General features: G+C 29.3%; 22 protein-coding genes. All 22 read right to left on the bottom strand.

Annotated features, from left to right (window positions below):
• Nucleotides 1-67 precede the first annotated feature (67 nt).
• Nucleotides 68-1,462, bottom strand: a complete 1,395-nt coding sequence (locus tag B0M43_RS01590) for a hypothetical protein (RefSeq protein ID WP_078005943.1) — start codon at nucleotides 1,460-1,462, stop codon at nucleotides 68-70.
• A gap of 9 nt (nucleotides 1,463-1,471) precedes the next feature.
• Nucleotides 1,472-2,308: a GNAT family N-acetyltransferase gene (locus B0M43_RS01595; RefSeq protein ID WP_078005944.1), complete on the bottom strand. Its 837-nt coding sequence runs from the start codon at nucleotides 2,306-2,308 to the stop codon at nucleotides 1,472-1,474.
• Nucleotides 2,305-3,225 carry a polysaccharide deacetylase family protein gene (locus B0M43_RS01600; protein WP_078005945.1) on the bottom strand — a complete coding sequence of 307 codons (921 nt, stop codon included), beginning with the start codon at nucleotides 3,223-3,225 and terminating at the stop codon, nucleotides 2,305-2,307. Before B0M43_RS01600 ends, B0M43_RS01595 begins: the two co-directional genes overlap by 4 nt.
• On the bottom strand, nucleotides 3,225-4,349 hold the full coding sequence (gene neuC, locus B0M43_RS01605; protein ID WP_078005946.1) for a UDP-N-acetylglucosamine 2-epimerase: 1,125 nt from the start codon (nucleotides 4,347-4,349) through the stop codon (nucleotides 3,225-3,227). The genes B0M43_RS01600 and neuC overlap by 1 nt, the downstream gene beginning before the upstream one ends.
• 4 nt (nucleotides 4,350-4,353) lie before the next feature.
• Nucleotides 4,354-5,394: an N-acetylneuraminate synthase family protein gene (locus B0M43_RS01610; RefSeq protein WP_078005947.1), complete on the bottom strand. Its 1,041-nt coding sequence runs from the start codon at nucleotides 5,392-5,394 to the stop codon at nucleotides 4,354-4,356.
• Nucleotides 5,395-5,409: 15 nt separating this feature from the next.
• Nucleotides 5,410-6,078: a cytidylyltransferase domain-containing protein gene (locus tag B0M43_RS01615; protein ID WP_078005948.1), complete on the bottom strand. Its 669-nt coding sequence runs from the start codon at nucleotides 6,076-6,078 to the stop codon at nucleotides 5,410-5,412.
• Nucleotides 6,075-7,001: a glycosyltransferase family 2 protein gene (locus B0M43_RS01620; RefSeq protein ID WP_078005949.1), complete on the bottom strand. Its 927-nt coding sequence runs from the start codon at nucleotides 6,999-7,001 to the stop codon at nucleotides 6,075-6,077. Before B0M43_RS01620 ends, B0M43_RS01615 begins: the two co-directional genes overlap by 4 nt.
• Nucleotides 7,002-7,003: 2 nt before the next feature.
• Entirely contained in the window at nucleotides 7,004-8,014 is a 1,011-nt protein-coding gene (locus tag B0M43_RS01625) for a glycosyltransferase family A protein (protein ID WP_078005950.1), read from the bottom strand.
• 1 nt (nucleotide 8,015) lies between these two features.
• Nucleotides 8,016-8,963: a glycosyltransferase family 2 protein gene (locus tag B0M43_RS01630; RefSeq protein WP_078005951.1), complete on the bottom strand. Its 948-nt coding sequence runs from the start codon at nucleotides 8,961-8,963 to the stop codon at nucleotides 8,016-8,018.
• On the bottom strand, nucleotides 8,950-9,870 hold the full coding sequence (locus tag B0M43_RS01635; protein ID WP_078005952.1) for a glycosyltransferase family 2 protein: 921 nt from the start codon (nucleotides 9,868-9,870) through the stop codon (nucleotides 8,950-8,952). Before B0M43_RS01635 ends, B0M43_RS01630 begins: the two co-directional genes overlap by 14 nt.
• Nucleotides 9,871-9,882: 12 nt before the next feature.
• A complete protein-coding gene (locus tag B0M43_RS01640; protein ID WP_246860186.1) occupies nucleotides 9,883-10,785 on the bottom strand; it encodes a glycosyltransferase family A protein in 903 nt (300 codons plus the stop codon).
• A complete protein-coding gene (locus tag B0M43_RS01645; protein WP_078005953.1) occupies nucleotides 10,782-11,630 on the bottom strand; it encodes a glycosyltransferase in 849 nt (282 codons plus the stop codon). Before B0M43_RS01645 ends, B0M43_RS01640 begins: the two co-directional genes overlap by 4 nt.
• Nucleotides 11,631-11,637: 7 nt before the next feature.
• Nucleotides 11,638-12,525 (bottom strand): hypothetical protein, encoded by an 888-nt coding sequence (locus B0M43_RS01650; RefSeq protein ID WP_078005954.1) that lies wholly within the window; start codon nucleotides 12,523-12,525, stop codon nucleotides 11,638-11,640.
• 122 nt (nucleotides 12,526-12,647) lie between these two features.
• Nucleotides 12,648-13,640 (bottom strand): glycosyltransferase family 2 protein, encoded by a 993-nt coding sequence (locus B0M43_RS01655; protein WP_078005955.1) that lies wholly within the window; start codon nucleotides 13,638-13,640, stop codon nucleotides 12,648-12,650.
• Complete coding sequence (locus B0M43_RS01660) at nucleotides 13,640-14,482, bottom strand: glycosyltransferase (RefSeq protein ID WP_078005956.1); 843 nt, start codon at nucleotides 14,480-14,482, stop codon at nucleotides 13,640-13,642. The genes B0M43_RS01655 and B0M43_RS01660 overlap by 1 nt, the downstream gene beginning before the upstream one ends.
• A gap of 33 nt (nucleotides 14,483-14,515) precedes the next feature.
• Complete coding sequence (locus B0M43_RS01665; protein WP_078005957.1) at nucleotides 14,516-15,232, bottom strand: class I SAM-dependent methyltransferase; 717 nt, start codon at nucleotides 15,230-15,232, stop codon at nucleotides 14,516-14,518.
• Between the two features lie 12 nt (nucleotides 15,233-15,244).
• Nucleotides 15,245-16,513, bottom strand: a complete 1,269-nt coding sequence (locus tag B0M43_RS01670; RefSeq protein ID WP_078005958.1) for an ABC transporter ATP-binding protein — start codon at nucleotides 16,511-16,513, stop codon at nucleotides 15,245-15,247.
• A gap of 45 nt (nucleotides 16,514-16,558) precedes the next feature.
• Complete coding sequence (locus B0M43_RS01675) at nucleotides 16,559-17,425, bottom strand: ABC transporter permease (protein WP_078005959.1); 867 nt, start codon at nucleotides 17,423-17,425, stop codon at nucleotides 16,559-16,561.
• A gap of 163 nt (nucleotides 17,426-17,588) precedes the next feature.
• On the bottom strand, nucleotides 17,589-19,556 hold the full coding sequence (locus B0M43_RS01680; RefSeq protein ID WP_078005960.1) for a nucleoside-diphosphate sugar epimerase/dehydratase: 1,968 nt from the start codon (nucleotides 19,554-19,556) through the stop codon (nucleotides 17,589-17,591).
• An 85-nt stretch (nucleotides 19,557-19,641) separates the two neighbouring features.
• Nucleotides 19,642-20,526: a glucose-1-phosphate thymidylyltransferase RfbA gene (gene rfbA, locus B0M43_RS01685; RefSeq protein ID WP_078005961.1), complete on the bottom strand. Its 885-nt coding sequence runs from the start codon at nucleotides 20,524-20,526 to the stop codon at nucleotides 19,642-19,644.
• An 81-nt stretch (nucleotides 20,527-20,607) separates the two neighbouring features.
• A complete protein-coding gene (gene rfbD, locus B0M43_RS01690; protein ID WP_078005962.1) occupies nucleotides 20,608-21,453 on the bottom strand; it encodes a dTDP-4-dehydrorhamnose reductase in 846 nt (281 codons plus the stop codon).
• Nucleotides 21,453-22,001: a dTDP-4-dehydrorhamnose 3,5-epimerase gene (rfbC, locus tag B0M43_RS01695; protein ID WP_078005963.1), complete on the bottom strand. Its 549-nt coding sequence runs from the start codon at nucleotides 21,999-22,001 to the stop codon at nucleotides 21,453-21,455. Before rfbC ends, rfbD begins: the two co-directional genes overlap by 1 nt.
• Between the last annotated feature and the right edge of the window lies 1 nt (nucleotide 22,002).

The following is a 22,002-nucleotide window of genomic DNA, read 5'->3' on the forward strand; positions in this document are numbered from 1 at the left end:
GCAATAATCTACATCGCTCCCTCTTTCAGGAAGTAATTCATAATTGCAAACAACTGCTATTTTTTTCTTAATCATTGAATGATAATAACGTTGTAGCAATGCGTTTACTAGTATTTTTTAATTCTCCTCCTATTTGTAGTCGAAGAAAGCTTACTCTTTGTTCTTGTTTATTATCTTTTCCTTCAAGAATAAAATTAACTGCATCTAAATATTCATTTTCATTTTTGACAATATTAGTTGAATCGGAATCAACTAATTTTGATAAATGTTTATATTTCAAAAATTTTTGATCATCGAACCAACCGTTTTTATCCGTTCCAAAAACAGGATTTATAACTGGTTTGTCAAAAATAAAAGCATCTAAAGTGATTGTTGACAGGACATTTATACACAAATCACAATATTTTAATAACGCTTTTAAATCATTCAGATCCTCAACAGTTGGCACTCTTTGCGTCCAAGCTTCCTGATGTCCTTCTCTGCTGATATTCCAATCAGGAAAGTTCCAAATAATAAAAGGGAACTTTTTAATTAAATTCTCAAATCTTATAGGTTCTTCAGCTGGGGATGTTCTAACTATTAGATTAACTTTTTTTACAAGTCTTTCTTCTGAAATAAATTTTGCTAGTAACTCTAAATAGATTGGGTCATTTTCACTACTTGCATCATTACAAGTAAAAAATATAATTGGATAATTATTATCAATTTTAAACTTCTGTAAAAAATCATCTTTACCATATCCAAATTCATTAGTTGAATAAGGCTCAAATTGGGGAGTTCCTACCACTTTTATTTGTTTTTCTTTTACAGATTGATAAAACGCAAGTAATTCTTGTTTCATCAAATGACTCCAAACCAAATAAAAATCAAAAACACCTGCCATTCTACCTTTCGAAGCTAAATTATCCCAACTAAAAATAAAAGCTGAAGTCTTAATTTTTAATTTTTCTGCGGCATAAATAAGTGGGGCGATAAATGGTGGACGCTGATGTGTAAAAAATAATGTAGAAATATTATCCTCTTTTAAAAGATTTAAATACTCTTTGGTTATTAAATCGTATTTAAACGTTTGTTGTTGTAAACGATTATAGATCCAAATCAATTTCTCTGAATAAAATAATTTGGAACATTTATGAATAGTTCTTGTTGCAAATCCTCTCGGATTTTTTGCTTTCGATTTGGTGCTGCTTAAATTATCTTCGATACCAAAATTGCCTTTTGCATGTAATTGCAAATGGGTAACTTCTTTGGCTTTTCTAAAAAACCACGTATAAAAAGACTCCTCAAAAACCCTTAATTCTATAATTTTACACTCTAAATTGAAATCACTATAAACTGTTTTAGGCAAACATGAATAAATAATTACTTCATCAAAATTAACTTTTGCTTCCTTAATAAAATCGGTTAATATAAAATTACGAAATCCAACACCATCTGTAATAACAACCCCTAAATTCTTCATAAAAAACTCTTATTTTAGACTTCCAATTCTTCCATGATCAGAATAGGATCTATGCACTACAAAATTATTATCTAAAGGCTTTTCTGAAAGAAATGTAATATCACAAAATCTATCTTTCTCTAGAGGATTCAATCGCCATGGAATAGTACTTTTATAATCCAAAACCCAACCATTTTTTTCTAAATCTTTAGATTTTAAATCATTCCACGAAGAAATATAATCCATCCATATATAACCTAATTGCCATGCTTGTTCTTCTAACAGTTGCAGATTTTGGATATCTACAATCCTCAATCCTCCTACATTTTCCTGACTTACCGCCCTAGAACCATCATTTAAAACAATTCCTTTTATGGATGGTTGACAAAAATAATGAGTATCTTTTTTTATCAAAGATTCTATTTCAATATCTATAGGAACACAAACATTGGCAAAATCTTTATTCTCAATACTTGGATTAATTTTTACATAACGTACCAAATCATAATAACGAATCCAACGCATATTTTTGTAAAGCCCTAATCCCGCTTCATTTGCTGCTGTTGCGGCCAAAGGATAATAATTACGGGCCAATTCATACAGTTTTCCTAGAATACCTTTTCCTCTGCATTCTTCATTAAGATATACATTAATAATCCAAGCAAGACCACCTCCAAAATTTGCTCCTACATGACCAACAACTTCACCTTTTTCGTTTAAACATATAAATGAACGACCATGTTTTGAATCTCCATATTGCCATTCCCAAAAAAATTTATCGTGTAGCGGATGATTTTCTCTATATATAATTTTGAAAAAAGATTCTAAAATTCCCCAATCGTTTATAGTTGCTTCTCTAGTAATCATAACTTTTCTTTATAATTTTTACCTCCTAACAAATCATTACAATCAAATCTATTTAATAACAAATGATTACTGGTTGCTGTATTTATTCCTCTATTTGTTGTAAAACCTAATTTGTATCCAACTTTTTTAGCCATCTCCGCAACTTCATCTGTACAAGTTTCAGGGGTTCCGTAAGGGTAAGAAACTAAATCTAATTTTGAACCTGTTAGTCGTTCAAAAAATGTTTTAGTATTTTCAAGTTCAAATTTAATTTTTTCAGTATTTAATAAACCTAATGGATAATGACTGTGTGTATGGCTTCCCAAATACCCCAATTTAGCAATTTCCTTTAAATTTTCTTCACTCATATAAAGTGATTCTAGAACACTACTTTCTTCAAAATGCAAATCAAACATGTTTTTTATAATCCCTTCTTGCTGTTTGAAATTTAGTTTGAAATTTAAAATATACTTTAAAACTGCACTATTTTCATCGTCATATCTATAAATTTCTTTTGCTTTCACTTTTTCTAGATCTGAAAAATCAACTTTTTCAATTTTTAAAATTTTATCTAAAAATTCAGTTGTAGAGATAATCGATCTTAATAAATGAATTTTATGAACTGTGCTTACTTTTTTATCTTCAAAATTTAATGAATTTGCAAAAAAAATAACTGGGATATTGAGTTCATTCAAAATAGGCAAGGCCAAGTCAAATTGCTCTTTTAAACCATCATCAAAAGTTATTAGTAAAATATTTTCTTTAGATTTTAATACCTCATCAATATTACTTACCAAATTGTTTGGGCTCATAAAATCTCCTTGTTTTTTTAGCAACATTAATTGTTGTTGAAACTCTTTAGGAGTAAGTCCAAATATACTTGGATAATTTGCCTTAAACTTATTTCGTATATAATGATAATTACTAACTGTAAGCATTATTTAATATCTCTAAATTGTTTTTGATGATTAAGTTGCCAAATATCTGCTTTTTGAAGACATTGAAGAAATAATTCATTACTATTTCCCTGACCAAAATCATCTTTTACGCTTTTTACTTTATGCGCGTCAATGATTGAAAGTGCTTTTGTTATACCTTTTCCAGAATAATCTGTATTGATAATATCGGCATGAACAGCTCTGTTTTGCTGACGCGTTCCGATATTAATAATCGGAATTCCGTAGTATGGAGCTTCTCTAATTCCTGCACTACTATTGCCAATAATAAATTGACTGTTTTTTAATAAAGTCAAAAAATATTCAAAGCGAAGTGATGGAAAAATCCTGAACCTTACATTATCCTTTAATTTTTCATATGCTTCAAGAATAAATTGGCTTCCTAAATCGTTGTTTGGGAAAATAACTATGTAATTATGATTGTCTTCTAATAGTGAAATCACAAAGTTTTCTACATATTGCTTCATTTCATTAATCTCAGTTGTAACTGGATGAAACATAACTATTGCATATTTTTCAAAATTTATTTTATAGTATGCTTTTGCTGTTATTAAATCCGGTAATTGATCTGAAAACATAATATCAACATCAGGTGAACCTATTGCAAATATAGATTCTTTTATTTCTCCCATCTGCATCAATCTTTTTTGGGCTTGTTTATTGGAGACAAAATGAATATGGCTCAACTTACTTACACTATGACGAATTAATTCGTCTACGGTGCCTGAAACTTCTCCACCCTCTATATGGGCTACCAAAATATTGTTCAGCGATCCTACTATGGCACCTGATAACGTTTCGACCCTATCACCATGAACAACAATCATATCCGGATTTACTTCTTTGCAATAAGCTGATAGCCCTTCGATGGTTTTAGCGAGAGTCAAATCCATTGTAGTTTCATGGGTGTGGTTTTTGAACGTATGGATGTTTTTAAAATTACATCTTTCAATTTCAATTAAGGTGTAACCATAGATTTCTTGTAAATGCATACCTGTAACAAAAACATAAACTTCAAAATCCTGCTGTTTTTCAAGAACCTGAATTAATGATTTTATTTTGCTAAAATCTGCACGAGTACCTGTAAGGAATAAAATTTTCTTCATCAAATTATTCAAAATCAGCAAAGTCTAACTGCTCATCATTTTCAATATCTCTTCTTGCAGTTTTGCCAATTATATTATTAAAGTGTTCCGCTAAAATTTCACCTGTACCAGGACGTTTTACCCAGATATTTTGTTTAGTTAATTTATCTCCTTTTTTAATTGGGGCTATTGTACATACCGTTGCAAATGCAAAATCTATTGTTACTTGCTCTTCTCTAGCCGGTTCTTTAGTTCCTCCTCGCATTAACGCTATTTCTGCAGATGAAATAATTAATTCATGACACGCTTTTTCATCCATGCTACAAACGATATCCGGACCTGTTCTTTGCATGTGATCTGTAAAATGTCTTTCTAAAATACTAGCGCCAAGTGCTACTGCACCTAAACACGCATTATTATTGAGAGTGTGATCGCTGAGACCAAAAACTTTATCTGGAAATGCTTTATGTAATTCTATCATTGCTCCAAAACGCACCAAATGAATTGGGGTTGGATACAAGTTTGTTGTATGTAGCAATGCTACCGGAATATTGTGGTTATCAAAAATAGCAACTGCTTTTTGAACACTTTCGATAGTATTCATACCTGTACTTAAAATAACCGGTTTTCCAAATGATGCAATGTGCTCTAATAAAGGATAATTATTGCATTCACCAGATCCAATTTTATAAGCCGGAATATCAAATTTCTTTAATCGCTCTGCTGCTGCCCGGGAAAATGGAGTCGATATAAAAATCATTCCTTTGCTTTCGACATACTTTTTAAGTTCGAGTTCGTCACTTTCATTCAATGAGCAACGTTCCATGATTTCGTAAATAGAAACATCGGCATTGCCTGGAATCACTTTTTTAGCAGCACCGCTCATTTCATCCGCAACAATATGTGTTTGATGTTTTACCACCTCAGCTCCTGCTCTTTGTGCAGCATCAACCATTTCTTTGGCAACTTGCAAAGAACCTTCGTGATTAATTCCGATTTCGGCAATAACTAAAGGCGGAAAATCCTGGCCTATTTTTCTTCCGGCGATTTCTATATATGGATTCATAAAGTAGGTTCTTAATTAGGGTTTTATATGTTTATGATATAAATATTCGGCATAGTCAAAGTCTTCTTGCGTATCAATATCCACGCTGGCAAAAATATGATCTATTTCGAAAGGAAATGCATCTTCGGAAATAATTATATCTTCATGAATTAAAGAGGCTTTCGTAATATACAGCAATCCATTTTCGAAGTAAAGAGGCTCGATATCCTGACTGCGCTGACCAATTTTGTAATTGTATGGAATAAATTTTTGATCTGTTATTTTGCCGAATTTTTTATGATTTCTCGAAACAGTAAATAAACTATTGCTGTTTTCTTTTTGATATATTTCAAAAGATTCTTTCAATAAATTCTTTGGTCGAATAGGATTTGTAGCCTGCAATAAAACAACATTATCGACCTCTGAATCAATACTCTGCAAAACATGCTTTAATGCCGAAACTGTTGGTTCTAAATCTCCTGATAGATCCTTAGGCCTGTCAATAACTTTTGCACCATACTTTAGGGCGATATTTTTTATAGCTTCATCATCAGTTGAAACATATATTTCGTCAATAATTTCACTATTTGCCTGTGCGAATAATATACTAAATGAAAGTAACGGAAATCCGTCAAGCAATTTTATATTTTTTTGAGGCAATCTTTTAGACCCACCCCGTGCAGGAATTATAGCAATGTTTTTCATTCAACTAAATTATTATCTTCTGTTTTCCAATAAATTTTGGTTTCTTCTAACTGTTGATAAAGATTAAACTCTTTCAAAGATAATCTGTTTGCATTTTTTACGATGTTCGGAATATTTATAAATAAATTCATTATTGCTAATAAAAGTGCTTTCAATGCTTTAAAATCTCCTTTAAAAACTTTCAACTTTAGTTGTATCCAAATAGAATATGCTAATTTTCGAGGAATAACCGAAATTGGATAAAATAAAAAATAAAGATACCAGCCTGATTGCAATGATCTTTGAAGTCTTATGCTATAATCGGCATTATTTTTTCTTGCTATTACATCTACTCTATGATTGACTAAAACTTCTGGTAAATAATGTATTTCCCATTTTTTTTTAAATAATTGGTAAGAGGCAAAATTTTCTTCTCCGTAAAAAACAAACCATTCCGGATAATTGGCAATATCTTTCCATGCAGACATTCGCCATACATGCCCACAACCCACAAAACTTTTCATGCGATGTGAAACGTCTTTTGAAATAGTTGTCTCAGGCTCGTCTAAACTCCAAAAAATCCTAAAACCAAGTATACCTACTTTTGAGTTTTGACTAAAGGTTTCTTCAATAATTTTGAGAGGATTCTGGGTTATAAAATGTAAATCGTCATCTATAGAAATAGCATATTCTGTAGTAACGAGATTCAGTAACCGATTTCTACTGTAGATTAAGCCTTTGCTTTTATCGTTTTTAATTAGCTGAATTTCAGGATAATTCTCTTGTAGAAAAAGATACGTTTCATCAGTCGAACCATCATCACAAATCATACAAATGACATCTTCCCTGTCTAGTAAATTTTGAATTTTACGCAATGTAAAAGCCAAATCTTTTATTCGGTTTTTTGTGGTGATTAAAATTGAAAATCTTTTTTGGCTTTGCATGCTTAATAATTTTCAATCATTGATTTTGGTAATTTTTTATATTTCAAAAACAGCTTAATACTCCATTTGAACGAAATAAACTTTATAAAAATCTTGTTTTTAATAAAATGCAGAAGTTCATTTTCTTTTTTATTTATAGAAAAATTTGAATCTAAGTTTTCATCCGTTGTTTTTTCAACAGTTGTAATACCCATCCAGTTTTCAAGCGTATTACCCATATGATACGCATAGTTATCCTGAGTTGTTAAGCGCCAATAATTTTTATGCAATGGTAATTGATCTAGATATCCTTCGCTATTTCCACCCATTTTGTAACCTATATAAGATACTAATTCTTTGAACATGTCTTTTTTATACGTGGCTACAAAATGTCCTGAACCTATTAAAACTTTTAAATCCGGGGTAAGTTCTAAACCTAAAGCATATTGCAAATAATCCTGATTGTAATTTCGATCCCAGCCAAGACTATCATAAAACCGAATTAAGGCTTCCCTATTTTTTACAGGGACAAATTGTAATTTTTTGTTGAATAAATTGTCAAAAATAACGTTACCACAATTAGCTTCGTACATTTTGAACTGAGGAACAATGCCTACAACTCCGGCATTAGGAATATGAGTAAAAACTTTTACAGTTTCGGCTTGCCAATTGGGTAAGAACAAGACATCTGAATCGGATATTGTGACCAATTCTATTGCATTCCCAACTAAACCTTTCAGTATCGCATTGAGCTTTCCTATATTTTCAGTATGAATTAGTTCTTGAATTTTATTTTGTCTTAAAAGAGCATCCAAATAATCTGACACAATTTTGTCACTCCCGTTATTAGCGATAGTTATAAAAGATTTTTTGTGTATTGTTGCAAATAGAGATTCTAAGCATAGTTTTAAAATTGCAAAACTATCTTTAAAATATGCCTCATGATTAGGGATATATACTGGTATGATAACCTGATGAATGTATTTCGATTCATCATTTTTTTGATCTTTATATGGATTATAACCTACTCTCATATTAAAATCTAAAAACAATTTTTAACCTGTTTTTAATTCTTTTTTTTAATTTACTTATTTTCTTAACTAAAGTATCTTCTTTAATTTGCTGTTTGAAGAAGCTTGTGTTTTTACATATTATTTTTGGATACATTTTTTTTAATTCACTATAAACACTGCTTTTCTTTTTATTAATATAATCTGAATTTTCTTCGTTATATTTCGTTCTATATAAAGCTTCGATAATTTTCCAACTATTTAATAAACTAATTGCTTTAATCTCTGAGTTTAGTATGCTTAAATTATCAGTTAAATTATTTCTATATAAAACATATGTTTTTGCACAAAACAATATTTTGTCAGCATTTAATAGAACTCTAAAAAAAAACTCCCCATCATCATTTACAGTAAGGCTTTCGTTCCAATATCCCGACTGATTAATTAATTCTTTATTTATTAAAAAATTTATCGGCGGAAAGAACCCCCCATGAATACCTATTAAATTAAAATACTCTTTAATCGTATTAAAGTCTCTATAATCTGCACTATTCTCTATGAGCGTTAATGGATCAGATTTTTCTATAAACTTTCCCCATTTACAAGTACAAACAGTATATTTATTTTCATTAATTAGTAATTTTATTTGTTCTTGAATTTTATTATCCGCAAGGAGATCATCAGAATCCAAGAATTGAATAAACTCACCTCTCGCTATTTTAAGTCCTAAATTTCTAGAAATGCTTGCTCCCTTTTTTTGTTTCTCAGATTTAATTATATAAGTGAATCTATTGTCTTTATTGCTATATTCATTCAACAATAGTTGTGTTTCATCAGTTGAATTATCATCTACAATAATACACTCCCAATTAGAGTAAGTTTGCGCCAAGACACTTTCCAAAGTCTCAACAAGAAGATGAGCTCTATTATACGTCGGAATAATTATAGAGACAATAGGATTATTTAATAACATTTTTTTTAAATTTTAACTTATGTTTTTTCAAACTTAAAAAAATCAACTTTATAAAATTGAAGTACCCATATATAAAAAAATTATTCAAAAAATACCATGACAATTTAAAAAAAAACATGCTGTTTTTTTTATTGGCTAGATAAATTCTAATAATCGCTTTAAGTAATTCTTCTTTTTGAAAAGAATTAAAAAAATGTTTTTTTTCAACTAATAAATAATATAAAAACTCAAAAGCTGCTTGGCTTTTTAATCTTTCTAAACCTTTACTCCCAGATATACTCCTTTCAGAAATACGTACATAAACAATTGAATCATTGATTGAATAAACATTTTCAAAATTGGAAAACTCTAAAACTGCCAAAATATCAGTACACCAGGCTAGGGGAAAATCTTTAAAACCGACAGTAAAAAATTTTTCTTTATTAAACAGATATTCGCTTAAAGAAGATCTTCTTTCTCTAAAAAAAAAATCAATTGAACTTTCAATAATTGGATTTTGAAAGACTTTTGATATTTGTTTCCCTTTTTGGTCAATATTACAACTGGCAAATCTCACCACGTTAAATCCCTGATTAACTGTGTTAATTTTACTATAAAAACTTTCGACGCAATTGGATTCTAAAACATCATCATCGCCTAAAATCATAAACCATTCTTCATTTAATGAAAGATTTACACATCTCTCCCAATGTTTAACTAACGAAGTACCACCAAAGTTAGATTGAAATTTATTGTATTGAAAATCAATTTTTCCAATAAATTTTTCCAAAAGAATTGACGGATCTTCTGGGCTTGAATCATCTCCGATATAAACTTTAAATTGTTTATTAGTCTGATCGGCAAGCGACTGTAAAGTAGCTTCAAAAAATGTAAATTTATAATAAGGGATTATAATAGCCAGCATCATTTAATAAAAAAATTAAATTGATAAACTTAAAAAAAACCTTCTAATACATTTAAAAAACAATATAAACTCGTGGTTAGAAAAATAAAACCAACATAAATTGCACCATTCAGAAATTTTTAATTTTCTATTCTTCTTTACAGAAATCTCATATTCTAATACTAAATCTATTTTTTGCGACTTATTGAATAAATTAATATTTTTAAAAATACATTCTGTATAAAATTTTTCACTTGCAATATTTTTCAAATTTTGATTTCCTTTATTTCCAGAGATGCAAAAAGAAGAATGTCTAATAAACAAATGACTATCATTTATTGTAAAAATGGGTTTATGATCAGAAAAAGATAACCAAGCTGCATCGTCACTATGCCAAGCCAAAGGAAAATCATAAAATCCAAATTTAATAAAAGCTTCTTTTGAAAACACATATTCGGACAGGGTACTTCTTGTTAAACCTTTAAATCTTCTAAAATAAGAATCAGTTGCTTTCTCCCATAAAGGATGTTTAAACGAGTCACTAACCTTATTTAAAATCATATTTATTGACTTTGTTGCAAATCTAACTACATTCGATTTTTCATTAAAGACTGGATACTCTTTAAACCATGATGCTACAACAGTTTCTTCCAAGAAATCATCATCACCCAGCAAAATAATCCACTCTTCATTCTCAATTAAATCTATGCAGCGTTCCCATTGTTTAACTAAAGAGACTCCTCCTATATTTTTGTCAAAACGATAATATGTAAAATCAAACTTATCTTTGTATTTTTCTAAGCAAGATAATGGACTTTCGGGACTTTCATCATCACCTATGTAAACTTTAAAACGCTTGTCAGTTTGTTTCGCTAAAGATTCTAATGTTTCTTCAAAAAACATAATTTTATAATATGGAATAACTATGGCAAGCATCATTTGTATATTTTCTTTAAATATTCTAAATAAAATTTAGAGTAGACTAAAAATGAAAAAAAATTAAACCAAATATTAATAGTTTTTTTATTTAATCCAAAACTTAAAATTTGTTTCATAAATCTTTTTGCATTCTTAATTTCTAACAATTTTATTGTTTCATGATTTTGGATGTCAGGAATACTTATTGGTAAATAATTATTATAAATTTTGTGCGCTTTCAAGGTGGAAAACATCCAATTTTCATTTACATTACCTAATGAAAAATGTTCTATTAAAATTTCATTAGTAACAATTATTTTAAGACCTTTTTTTTTATGCTCTAAAGAAATATTTAAATCATAATTATGAAAACCTTTCATTCGAGTATCAAATGAAATAAGTTCGTTTTTTCTCATTGCCATAAAAACTCCATCAATAGTAACCACCTCAACATTACTTTCTTGTTCAAAGCCATAATTCCAAGTTACTATCTTCTCATCACCAAAATGCTGAATTAAGTTTGCTGCTTTTTGGTAATGTGGGCAATCCCACCAAGCTGAAGGCATTTTACTTTTAATTTTGGTACCCGCTACTCCAATCAGGCCCAGACGACTATCCTTATTAAAAAGATTGAGCAAAATATTTCCCCAATTATTGGTATGTATAATGATATCATCGTGCAGAAAGCAAAAAAAATGTCCTTTACTTTTTGAAATACCATCATTATATGCTTCAAAAATAGATTTCTCATTTTTAGAATTATCAATAACTATCAACTCATAATAACAACCTACGGTTTTTTTAATATTTTCAAACAAATTAGAATCAATCTCCTTTTTTCTACTGCAAATTATTATGGATAACATATAATTATTAATGTTTCTTTTTTTTAAAAAACTTCAGTTTGCCAAATAATGCTTTAAAAAAGATAGATGGTTTAATTTCTATTAAATTTTGTGTATTATTTTGAGCATAATTATTAATAAAATTTTCTACCGATTTAGATTTTATAAAATGTAGTTCATTCCAAACTTCCGGAATAATTGGATGAAAATTCTTGTAACTATTATAATTAAGATAATTTAATTGTTTCCATGATTCAAAGAACTTTTGGGTGTCAAAATCATCTCGATGCCCCCAGTTTTTTATTTTTAATAGAAGTTCCTCATCTGTTCTTCCCCATGAATTATGTATTACATTAAAATTTATGAAAAAGTTTCTTACGCTTTTATTTGCTCTGCAAGACTCATAGTTAGGTATATTTGTAATAAACGAGAATTTTTCATCATTATCTATATATAAATATCCCTCAGGTATTTTTTTAAATAAGGTAATTAATCTTCCTCTAAATACAATTGGAGTATATGCAGGAAAAACTGTTAAGTACCAATATTTTTTTAAATAACTCCTTAGTTTATCAAAATCATATACGTATTCATCTGTATCTAACTGAATTAACCACCCTCTTCCCATTTTTTGCAATAACATATTTCTCTCTCTTGTTTCGCATTCAGAAGGAGATAAATCTCTTACATAAAAAGAATCATAATAAAATTCGATTTTATTATCAATATCCAATTGATTTATTTTGGTAAAAAACGACTCTGATATTTCAAAAAAATTGCCACTCCATGTTTTTTTTTCTTTATCAATTGCTATATATATTCTATCTACCTTCTTATATAATTGATTTATAGATAACAATAGTAAGTCGAAATCATATGACACTACGTAACCAACTTTTATTTCAGAAATTCTCATTAAAAAAAATATTTATAAAAAATTAAAAAACCAAGTAATAGATTGAAATTAATTAGAAAGACAAAAAATATCTTAAATCATAGTCAATTTACTATGATATTTTATTAAAATAAAAAAAGTTATTATCCTGAAATATTTTTTTTAAATTTTAAAACTAACCTTTTTTTAAAATGATATCTTTTCCAAAATTCATCAAAAATAGTTAGTAATACGAATGCCCCTTCCCATCTTCTGTTATTCTCAATTAGAAATATACCTTTATCATATTTTAATAATTTCATAATTTTTCTATTATTTGAAACAATCGCATTATAATTTGTCGGTTTATTTTTTTGCAAAAATGCAATCATAACTTTCCTCATCTCAAAATCAATGTCAATAATAGAAGCTCTATTTTCCGTCTGTGATGCTTTCGCAATAACGCTATTTCCATGAAATCTAAAATTATTAATAGAATCTGAAATAAAAGCAATTTTAAATTGTACAATTTGCTCTAAATAAATAACCCAATCGCCACAATATTTTAATTGATCATTTTCAATTAAAATATCGTTAATTTTTAGGTTACTTTTTTTAAATAATACAGCACTGGCATTAGGAATAATATTTTTATAAATGAGATACTTCTCTATAAATAAATCACCATCTATAACAAAATTTTCCTCGAATTGCAAAGTATTAAAACTATTGGTATGCGCTTTCCAGTTTCCAATTAAAATACTATTTTCATCAACTTTATTCGATTGACAATAAGACAAAACAACTTCATCGTTTTCCAGCAAAGGCTTACTTACAATCTCTAGAAAATTGTTTTCACAAAAATCATCCGATTCAGCAATCCAAATATATTCACCCTTTGCAAGAGATATTCCTCTTTTCCATTGAAAAAAAGTATTTCCCGAATTCTTCTCATTAAAAATATAATGAGTGACTTGTGTTCTTTTAGCATATTCTAAAAGTATGTCTCTACTATTATCTGTACTACAATCATCTAATAGTATAACTTCAAAGTTTTGATATGTTTGATTAAAAATACTATCTAAGCGTTGCTTTAAGAATTTTTCATGATTATAATTGGGTACTATTATAGAGATTAAGGGGCTAATATTATACATTATTTCTTAAATGATTTAGGCAAACTTTTAAAAAATGTAAATCCAAAAAAGGTATAGAAAAATAAGTCCAAAACATATCTTTTATTCTTAAGCTTTTCTTGACTCTCTAATAATTCTTTTTCAGAGGACGCTATAGCTAAAACATATTCATCATGAATTGATTTACTATGTTTTTTCACAATGTAATCTTGATTTAAAAATAACATATCGTCAGTAAACGATCTAATCATCGAATTTTTAGAAACAAAATATTTGAACGTAACTTTATGCATGTTGTAAAAAATTACGTTATGACTTCCTAGTGAGAGCCAAAAATCCCAATCTTCATGCCCTTGATAAGGCATATTTTCATCATAACCTCCAATTTTTCCCCAAAGTTCTTTTTTATAAATCGCACAAGCGTCTATGTAATTATGAATTAACATTTTTTTTAATTTAAAATCATCAACTTTCCAAAGTCCATTTCTTTCTCCAAAATATTCTGCATCCCCATGTATTACACCAATATTAGAATCTTTTTCAAACATTTTAATAGCATTCAACGCAAAATCTTTTTCTAATAGATTATCAGAATCAAGAGGTAGTATATAAATTCCATTTGACCTTGAAATTCCATAATTTCTGGTCTTGCCTAATCCCTCATTCTCTTTCGAAAAATATTTAAATCTTTTATCTTGATTTGTCCACTTTAACGCTATTTCTTCTGTCCCATCTATTGAACCATCATTTACAATAATGGCTTCCCACTCTTGAAAATCTTGATTTAATACAGATTCTAAAGTAGATTCTAAAGTAGTCTCAACGTTAAAGCAAGGAATTATTATGGACAAAATTGGATTCATCTTAGAAGTTTGTATTACTAAAAATGGGGTAGATTATTTCGTTACAAAACCGTATAAACCAGAATACATGTCACCATTCTGAAAAAGCTTAGTTTTTTTATCTTTTCTTATTAAAAACTTAATGAATACACTTAAAAATGGTTTCACAAGTTTTTTATGTTTTTGTTGGAGTCTAAAATCATTCCATACGGCAAATGATAAGGCGAGATAATAATGAAATCCTCCTAATGGTTTAATTTCCCAAGATGAGAATTGAGCATTTTTGAAATGTTCATCTAGTGCAAAAGGTGTAAATCTATGATAATCGTAAGGAGCTTCATGAATTGGCCAAATGTTGGGAACTGTAAAAAAAAATGTCCCTCCCGGTTTCAAAACTCTATTGATTTCTTTTAAAATATGCTGTGTATCTAAATAATGCTCTAGAAATTCTGTAGTAAGAATGAAATTAACTGAATTATCTTCAAGTGGAATTGTTTTTCCATCCCAATAATAATCTGGTTTTACATGATGATGATATTGTGTTGGCTCAAGATCTACGCCTATATATTCTTTTACTAAATCATTCTTAAGAAACTCTTTGTAGGGCATAATGCCACAAGCAAGATCTAAAACGCTTCCATGCAATTTAGGTTTTAATTCAGAAACGGCAGCTAATAATGATTTTCTAATTAAGTAAAAAGAAATTTGCATTTTATCTGCTTTTAAATTAATAAAAGGATCCCAGCTTTTCTTATCTAAATTATTTTCCATAATAAAATCTAATTATTTAATATCTTTTACCCAACCACCATCTTCAAAATATTGACATACATTTTTTTGCCATCCCCATTCAGGTTCTTTTATACCAATCATGTCTAAATCAAATGCACAACAATTAAACTCTTGAAATTTTCTTTTCATTTTTGTTTCTGACAAATGAACTTTTATACTATAAGTACCTTTATAGAGAGAAAGTTCGTTATAAGTAAACGACAAAAAATTAATACCCTTCGATCTGCATATTTCAGTATTAATATCAAATATGTAATCATATAAAACTGGCACTTCTAAATGATTTAAAATTTGAAAAGATAACGCCATATTCTTTATATCATCTTCTGGCATTGCGATTTCAAAATTAATTTTAAAAGGTTTTTTATAACCTTGTAATGTTCCCCCTTCAGAAGTAAAAATTTGAACTTTAGTTACTGTTGGATTATTGGATTGAATTTCATGTTCAAAATTATTATCGTATTTATGCATAGATGAATACAACGAAATGGCTTTATTTGTCTCCTCTATTGCCACTATTTTTCCATTTGCAAGAAGTATTGTACGTCTAGTTAAAGTACTGATTGCACTTAAATCATGACTAACAAAAATAACTGTACGCCCATCTGAACGAGAAATATCCTGCATTTTGCCAATAGCTTTCTTCTGAAATTCAGCATCACCAACAGCCAAAACCTCATCAATGACTAAAATTTCTGGTTCTAAAAAAGCTGCTACTGCAAATGCTAAACGAACGGTCATTCCGGAACTATATCTTTTTACTGGTGTATCTATGTAGCGTTCGCAACCGGAAAACTCGATAATTTCATCAAGTTTAGAAGCTATTTCTTTTTTGGTCATTCCGAGAATAGCACCATTTAAGAAAATATTTTCTCGTCCTGTCATTTCTCCGTTAAAACCTGTACCAACTTCTAAAAGTGAAGCAATACGCCCACGAGATTTTATACTTCCTGTAGTTGGCGCTGTTACTTTCGAAAGTATTTTTAAAAGTGTAGATTTTCCTGCTCCATTTTTACCAATGATTCCTAAAACTTCTCCTCGTTCAACCTCAAAGTTTATATCTTGTAAAGCCCAAACATAATCAGAAGTTCCTTTGATAGAACGATCATTTACATCTCCTATTTTTAAATACGGATTTTCTTTTCCTCTAATCTTGTGCCACCAACGATTAATGTCATGACTAAGGGTTCCAGTACCTACTTGCCCTAAACGATATTGTTTAGAGATATTTTCGGCTTTTAATATTATATCTTTTTTCAATTGTAAATCTAAAATGGTAAATGAATTAAACAGCTATATTTGGTTCTAAACAGTATCTATAAAACTCTTTTCGGTTTTGTTGAAAACTAACAGGCCAATAAAAAATACTGCAATAGTAACAGTTAAAGTATAGGATAATCCCAAAAATGAAACTTCTCCCACATCTAAAAGCATGTAACGAGCTGTTTCTATTATATATGCTAATGGATTATACTCTACTAGCCATCCATAACCCGGTAGTTTATCTTTAATCAAACTCATAGGATACATTACTGCAGATAAATACATTAATAACTGTATCCCAAAACTAATTAAATGACTAAAATCACGATATTTTGTGACCATTGCCGAAATTAGCATTCCTAATCCTAGCCCTAAAAGTCCCATTATAATAATCAAAATTGGAAAAAATAAAATCAGGCCATTTAACCCCAAATTTGCTCCTTGAAAATAATAGAAAATGTAAAATCCGATAAAAATCAAAAATTGAATTCCGAATTTTACCAAATTAGAAATCACTACCGAAAGTGGTGTAATAATCCGAGGAAAATATACTTTTCCAAATATGGCAGCATTCGCTTTAAACGTGTCTGAAGTTCCCGTTAAGCATGCTGTAAAGTAATTCCAAACGGTTATTCCAGCCAAATTAAACAAAAATGGAGGAACAGTACCTGTATCAATACCGGCGACGTTATTGAATATTATAGTAAATGTTACAGAAGTAAATAAGGGCTGTATTAAGTACCATAAAGGCCCTAAAACAGTCTGTTTATAAACAGTAATAACATCGCGTTTTACAAAGAGCAATAACAAATCTCTGTATTGCCAAACTTCTTTCAGGTTTAGGGAGAAGAATTTATTTTTAGGTGTTATTTCAAACAACCAATCATTTGGGGTATTGTTGTCGTTCATTTTATTTTAAACTAATTAACCGAAATAGTTCTTGAAAAGCAAGATTTATTTAATTAACAAGATTTTTATTCGCTTATAAATTATTATAAAAGCAAAAAGGCGTTTTATAAAAAAACACCTTTTTAATATCATTTGAATCCAAAATTCAATTTATCATAAGAAACTACTTATCTAAAACTTCAAAAGCAGAATTCATACTTTTAAATTCGGGAACAATTTTCTTCATTTTAGTTACAATGTCATCGTTATCATAAAAATCAGCAATACCTATAAGCTCGTCGATTTCAATATGTAAATTCTCATATTCGTCTTGTATTTCCTGAGCGATCATGATCTTATTATGATAAGTTGGTAAAGTCTTAGAAGTATCATTTAATAATTCTTCATATAACTTTTCTCCAGGTCTTAAACCTACTATTTTAATCTTAATTTCCTTGTCCGGAATAAATCCTGCCAGCTTAATCATTTTTTTCGCAAGATCAATTATTTTTACTGGTTTACCCATGTCAAAAATATAAATCTCACCTCCGTTACCCATAGCACCGGCTTCCAGTACCAATTGACAAGCTTCCGGAATGGTCATAAAATAACGAATAATATCCTGATGCGTAATCGTAACTGGGCCTCCTTCAGCAATTTGTTTTGTAAACAAAGGAACAACTGATCCATTTGAACCTAAAACATTTCCAAAACGAGTTGTAATAAATTTAGTCACGCCTTGAACGTCCTCTTTTTGATTTTTTAAATACAACGATTGAACGTATTTCTCTGCTATTCGCTTACTGGCCCCCATAACGTTACTAGGATTAACTGCTTTATCAGTAGATACCATAACAAATTTCTTGACACGATACTTACACGATAAATCTGCCAAATTTTTAGTCCCTTTAATATTAGTTTGAATGGCTTGTGACGGATTCTCCTCCATTAACGGAACATGTTTGTAAGCTGCAGCGTGAAAAACAACATGGGGACTATAATTTTTGAAAACTTTATCTAACGCTTTCTTACTTCTTACATCAGCAATTACAGCAACAATTTTTGATCCGGAATTCAAAGCTAAAGTTTCTAAACACAAATTATGAAGTGGTGTCTCGGCATGGTCCAGAATAATAACCATCTTAGGATTAAATCCTAAAACCTGTCTTACTATTTCACTTCCAATTGATCCTGCTGCTCCCGTAATAAGAACAGTTTTATCTTTTAATTGTTTTGAAATCGATTTACTATCCAGAACTATAGGTTTCCTTTCTAGTAAATCCTCAATCTGAATATTTTTTACCTTTTGTGAAATTTCTTTTTGGTTTTCCCAATCAGAAATTAAAGGAACCGTATATACTCTATAATTGAATTCTAAACATTGATCAACAATAATTAATTGTTCTTCTTTAGATAAGCTTTTATCAGCTATAATAACACCCTCTGCTGCTACAGAACGCATTAAAGCTGGTAATTTTTTTCTTAAAATCAGAATTGGTAAATCTAACATTCGTTTAGATGCATTCTGATTATTTTTATCTACAAAACCAACAATTTTAAATCGGGAAGGTGTTTCGAATTTTAAGGCATTGGCAACCGAAATTGCATTAGCATCTGTTCCGTAAATTACAGTTCTAATTAATTTAGAATTGGTCTTCTCTGAAAAATATAATTCAAAAGTTTGTTTTACTACAACACGATACAGAAACAAACCGCAAAATGACAATACCAAATTAATAAATAGAGCTGTATTTAAAAATGCTTTGTATCCTGTATAGAGTTCAAAAACTAAATTTAAAAATAAAAAAAACACCAAAACTGACATTTGAGAAAATAGCAATTTTATAGCATCTATATAAGACGAGTGTCGAATAATTCCTGAATAAGTTCTAAATAACCAAAAGAAAAAAACATTTACAACAATTAAACTAGTGACAAAGTAAAAATGATGAGGAGTTATAATGTAACCTAAAGCTGTTCCTTCAAACAACATATAAGTAAATGTAAATGCAAAAATCAGAACCATTATATCTATCGCGATAATGATCCATCTTGGTAAATAACTAAGATTATTAATGCTTGCTCTCAAATTTCTTGGTGAGAAAGAATTAAGTAACAAGGAGGCTATTTGGTTTGATTTATCTGTATCCAATTTGGTTCAGTTTAATTTTGTAAACTTTGTATGACTTACAAAAATACGAATTAAAGGTTTTAAAATTTTTTTTTCTTAACACAAATTAAATTTTAACTCCTTTTCTCTTTCGTTTTAATAAATCAACTAAATAAGTTCCGTATCCTGACTTTAATAAAGGTAATGCCAATTTTTCTAATTGGGTATCATTAATAAAACCTTGTCTCCAGGCAATCTCTTCAATACAGCCTACTTTAAGTCCTTGTCTTTCTTCAAGTACCTGAACAAATTGGCCTGCCTGCATTAAACTATTAAAGGTTCCGGTATCCAACCAGGCTGTACCTCTGCTTAAAATGCCCACTTTTAAAGCTTCTTTTTCTAAATATACTTTATTAACATCAGTAATTTCATATTCACCACGAGCACTTGGTTTAATATTTTTGGCAATCTCTACAACAGAATTATCGTAGAAATATAATCCAGGAACAGCATAATTAGACTTTGGCTCTTCGGGTTTTTCTTCGATAGAAATTGCTTTAAAATTTTCATCAAACTCAACCACTCCATATCGTTCCGGATCCGATACATGATAAGCAAAAACAACACCACCATTGGGTTTTGTATTTGATTTTAAAAGTTCTTGCATATTAGATCCAAAAAAGATATTATCTCCTAGTATTAATGCTACATCATCATTGCCGATAAATTCTTCTCCAATTACAAAAGCCTGAGCTAAACCGTTTGGAATAGCCTGTTCTGCATAACTAAATTTACAACCTACATTTGAACCATCTCCCAACAGTTTTTTGAAATTTGGCAAATCATGTGGAGTAGAAATAATTAATATTTCACTAATACCTGACATCATCAAAGTAGACAAAGGGTAATAAATCATTGGTTTATCATATACGGGCATCATTTGTTTGCTCATCGCAAGAGTCAATGGATGTAAACGTGTACCAGAACCTCCGGCTAAAATAATTCCTTTCATATATTTTGATTTAGACTTTAGACTTTAGATTTCCTAATACTGAAATGCAACAACCAAATCTTAAAATCATCTTTACTTATTTTATATAAACATTTTTTTTAAACTTTCTTTATAATTTGGAATATCCAGATTATAAAGGGTTTTAATTTTTTTCTTATCTAATAATGAAAATTCAGGACGTTTTGCAGGAGTTGGATAGGATGCTGATGATATACCTCCAACATTGCAATTGTATCCACCAAATTCTTTTATGCTCAACGCAAATTCATACCAACTTATTTCACCCTCATTTGAATAATTATAAATTCCGGATATCCATTCTGGAAATTCTAAAATATCAATCATTGCCTGAGCAAGATCCGCAGCATACGTTGGAGAACCTATTTGATCATTTACCACATTAATAGCTTCTCGTTCCTGCATTAATCGTTGCATGGTTTTTACAAAATTATTTCCAAATTTGCTATACACCCATGAAGTTCTTATAATAATTGAATTTGGATTTTCCTTCAAACAAGCTATCTCACCTGCTCTTTTACTTGCTCCATACACATTGACAGGATTAGTTTCCTCATCTTCATTTAAAGCTATTGAAGAAGTTCCATCAAAAACATAATCTGTAGAAATATGGATTAGTTTTGCATTATTCTCTTGGGTATATTTTGCAATTAATTCAACTGCTAGGTGATTTATTTTAAAAGCCAATTCCTTTTCAATTTCTGCTTTATCAACTGCGGTATATGCTCCACAATTAAAAATTACATCAGGTTGAATTTGATTGAGTTGAATTTCAAGAAAATGTAAACTATCTAAAGTAATTTGAGTTCTATCAGCGAAAATCCATTCATATTGAGGATAATTTAATGATAAAACAGCTAATTCAGAACCTAATTGTCCGTTTGCTCCCGTTACAAGAATTTTTTTCATTAAAATAAACTATTACAATTTTCAATAAAAGGAAGTATTTGATCTTTTTCGGAAACAATTGCATCTTTCAAATTCATTCCCCAATCAATATTTAAAGATGGATCGTCAAATTTAATTCCACCTTCAGAAGCTTTATTATAAAATTGATCGCATTTATACATTACAGATGCTGTTTCACTAACTACTGAAAAACCATGAGCAAATCCCTGCGGAACTAATAATTGTTTTTTATTTTCAGCTGATAATAAAACGCTAAACGATCTTCCATAAGTTGAAGAATCCTTTCTTAAATCTACAGCAACATCAATAATTTCTCCTTCTAAAACTCTTACCAATTTTGTTTGCGCAAATGGAGGATTTTGATAATGTAATCCTCTTAAAGATCCATACTTAGAAAAGGATTGGTTGTCTTGTACAAATTCAATATTAATTCCTAAATCTTCAAATTTAGTTTTACTGTAAGATTCAAAAAAATAACCTCTCTCATCACTAAAAATTGTTGGTTCAACAATAATTAAATCCTTTATATACGTTTCTTCAATTTTCATA

This window comes from Flavobacterium sp. KBS0721, assembly GCF_002007065.3.
Taxonomy (GTDB): domain Bacteria; phylum Bacteroidota; class Bacteroidia; order Flavobacteriales; family Flavobacteriaceae; genus Flavobacterium; species Flavobacterium piscis.